Here is a 2,766-nt window from a genome sequence, read left to right on the forward strand (position 1 = left end):
GTAACAAATATATTCGTATCAGAAGCAAGAATATACTATCGATAAAATTATAAAAGCGAATTTTTCACACTCATATATTAACTTCATATTATTTTTTAGTAGATTAGTAGGAGTATAAATTTATTTTAAAAACTGTATTTTGAAATTCCTAAAATCTTTATTTTTTATAAAAATTTCTGTATAATTATATATCAGTATATAATACAAGGAGATAAAACATGAGAAGAAGAAAAGTCAAAGGTGCAGATGAAAAACTATTAAGTTATAAAGACTATGTAGTTAGAGATAATATAGAAAGTTTAAAAGGAAACTGGAATCAACTATTTAAAAATGATAATCCTATACATGCAGAATTCGGTACTGGTAGAGGTAAATTTTTAACTACATTAGCAAAACAAAATCCTGATATAAATTACATTGCTTTTGAAATAAAGGAAGAAGTACTTTTAAAAGCTGTAGAAAAAGCAGATCGTGATAATTTAAAGAATATAGTATTTGCTTGGGCAGATGTAAGCAAAGCATTAGATTATTTTGATTCAAATGAACTTTCTAGAGTTTATATCAATTTCTGTGATCCATGGCCTAAGAAAAGATGGGCGAAGAGAAGATTAACTCATACTAATTTCTTAAATATGTATAGAGAGATACTTAACCCAGAAGGTGAAATACATTTTAAAACCGATAATGAAGGGTTATTTGAGTTTAGCTTAAATGAAATAGCTTCTAACAACTGGGTTCTTAAAAACATATCATTAAATCTAGCTAATAGCGATTTTGAAAATGTAACAACTGAATACGAAGATAAGTTTATGTCTCAAGGATTAAAAATTTTCAGATGTGAAGCTAAATCAAGATAAAAAAATAAGAGGTTATTATAAAATGTAACCTCTTATTTTAAAAAATACCATTTTTTTTGCTCGTAGCATATATACCTATTAAAACTATAACTAGATATATACAATATAATGTTATTTTTATATTTTGAACACTTATCCCAAGTAATTCTATACCTTCATTAGATGATGGAAGCATCACTAAAAGCGAAGAAATTATGATAAGCAAAGGATTTATAACTATCTGCTTATCAGTTCTTAAAATCATTATTTTTCCAGCCCATGTTATAGATAAAGCAAAAAATAAAATTCTAAGTACAAACTCTAATGTATCTAACATAATCAAACTCCCCTTTACTCAGTGGATCTATTAGTAGTATTTCCATATTACTTGTATTTAATCAGTTGATAGGCCAAATAACCCACTGTAAATATGTAAAATAAATATTTATAGAACTATATTATATTACTTATAAGATAAAAAATAAATACTAAACTACATTAACTAATAAATTAAAATATTTAATAACATAATAAAAGATATATTTATCTTAACAAATGCATATTAATTCTATATACATTTGTTAGGAGTGATACTATGAGATTTAAATTTCTAGATTGGTACACCCAAGCTCTAGGTGCAACTTTTGGTATTTTGGCATGTATTTATGCGTATTTAAATGGTTATATGTTTGTATATGGCAACATAGAAGGTTATTTTGATTTTCTTGGTTTCAGCGGAGTAATTTCTAGTTATTTATTACTACCACTTTGTCTACTAAGTTTATTTATTAGTTTAATTAGGTCATATACTATAAAAAAGGAAATATTAAACATGTCTTTTGAATCTATTAATATCTTTATAAGTATTTTGACTGTTGTCGTAGGTTTTATGGGAGCTAAAATTTACTTTACAATTCCTGCTGCATTTATATTGTTCCATATATTAGAACCTTATTTACATAATTATAGAAATTCAGAAAATCAAGAAGTCATACTTGACGATAATAAAGAATATGATATTACACAAAATACTATCGAATTTGATAAAATAGATATCGATATACCTAGTGAAGCTAATGCATCTAACGAAGCTGAGGAATTATACAAAAGCAGAAGTAATAATCCAAATGTTATAGAGACAAAAAAAGAAATCGCTATAGAGCTTTTAAGAAAGAATTCTAGCAAACAATTTATAGTGGAATTAACTGGATTTACCTTGGATGAAATTAATATCTTAGAGAAAGAATCAGGAATAAATAATATTTAATCTGGTTAATCTAAATATAAATTCTAACATGTAATAGAAACCAAGGAGGATTATATGCAATTAAGAAGAGCTATGGAAATAGTAAATACACAAGATAATAACAGTAATATTTTTTATAAAGAAAACCCAGTAAAAATACTAAGTGTTGATAACAACATAGGAACTGCATATGTAGAAACATTACAAGGGGATTCAAGATTTGAAGTTGACTTAGAACAATTAAGCGAAGTAGAAAAATAAATTTTATAGAAAAAACACTTGGAATTAAGTTATTTCAAGTGTTTTTTCTATCTTTAGAAATATGTAATAATGAAGATAAACTAGAAAATTTTTCAAAAATCCTACCAAAGAAAATTAATCCAATATAATACACAGACAACAAGATAAGTTAGTTAAATGGACAAAAATCTATAGATCTAAATAAAAAAACAGGTGTAGTAAAAAGATATAAGAAGCAAATAAAACTAGGTAATGAGTTAAAAGAGTTAACAAATGGCAGAGAGCTTTATAATAATTATTTGATACAAGATAGATGCCATAAAAAGGTTTCATATAAGATTCAAATAAGAAAGGTATAAAAGTACTTAGTCTATTCTTTATTGATAAAGTTTCTAATTATAGAGAATATGATAAGGATAATAATCCAATGAAAGGTAAGTATGC

At 25.2% G+C, this 2,766-nt stretch carries 4 protein-coding genes; 3 read left to right on the forward strand and 1 reads right to left on the reverse strand.

Annotated elements, in window-relative coordinates:
- Nucleotides 1–218 precede the first annotated feature (218 nt).
- Nucleotides 219–857 carry a tRNA (guanosine(46)-N7)-methyltransferase TrmB gene (gene trmB, locus Q5F54_RS12595; protein ID WP_281538295.1) on the forward strand — a complete coding sequence of 213 codons (639 nt, stop codon included), beginning with the start codon at nucleotides 219–221 and terminating at the stop codon, nucleotides 855–857.
- Between the two features lie 37 nt (nucleotides 858–894).
- On the opposite strand, the gene Q5F54_RS12600 is transcribed toward trmB, so the two are convergent.
- Nucleotides 895–1,173 (reverse strand): hypothetical protein, encoded by a 279-nt coding sequence (locus Q5F54_RS12600; protein ID WP_281538294.1) that lies wholly within the window; start codon nucleotides 1,171–1,173, stop codon nucleotides 895–897.
- 258 nt (nucleotides 1,174–1,431) lie between these two features.
- On the opposite strand from Q5F54_RS12600, the gene Q5F54_RS12605 reads away from it, so the two are divergent.
- Together Q5F54_RS12605 and Q5F54_RS12610 are read left to right on the forward strand one after the other, a co-directional pair.
- Nucleotides 1,432–2,103, forward strand: coding sequence for a hypothetical protein (locus Q5F54_RS12605; RefSeq protein WP_288526300.1), 672 nt, complete (start codon nucleotides 1,432–1,434; stop codon nucleotides 2,101–2,103).
- A 54-nt stretch (nucleotides 2,104–2,157) separates the two neighbouring features.
- Nucleotides 2,158–2,343 carry a small, acid-soluble spore protein, H family gene (locus Q5F54_RS12610; protein ID WP_071120403.1) on the forward strand — a complete coding sequence of 62 codons (186 nt, stop codon included), beginning with the start codon at nucleotides 2,158–2,160 and terminating at the stop codon, nucleotides 2,341–2,343.
- Nucleotides 2,344–2,766: the final 423 nt, after the last annotated feature.

Origin of the sequence: uncultured Romboutsia sp. (genome assembly GCF_958366745.1) — a bacterium.
In the GTDB taxonomy this organism is placed as follows: Bacteria; Bacillota; Clostridia; order Peptostreptococcales; family Peptostreptococcaceae; genus Romboutsia; species Romboutsia timonensis.

What these genes read in the sequence shown, in the direction of transcription:
- Q5F54_RS12605 (WP_288526300.1), top strand. Translation starts at nt 1,432, where the DNA reads ATGAGATTTAAATTTCTAGATTGGTACACCCAAGCTCTAGGTGCAACT.
- trmB (WP_281538295.1), top strand. Translation starts at nt 219, where the DNA reads ATGAGAAGAAGAAAAGTCAAAGGTGCAGATGAAAAACTATTAAGTTAT.
- Q5F54_RS12610 (WP_071120403.1), top strand. Translation starts at nt 2,158, where the DNA reads ATGCAATTAAGAAGAGCTATGGAAATAGTAAATACACAAGATAATAAC.
- Q5F54_RS12600 (WP_281538294.1), bottom strand. Translation starts at nt 1,173, where the DNA reads ATGTTAGATACATTAGAGTTTGTACTTAGAATTTTATTTTTTGCTTTA.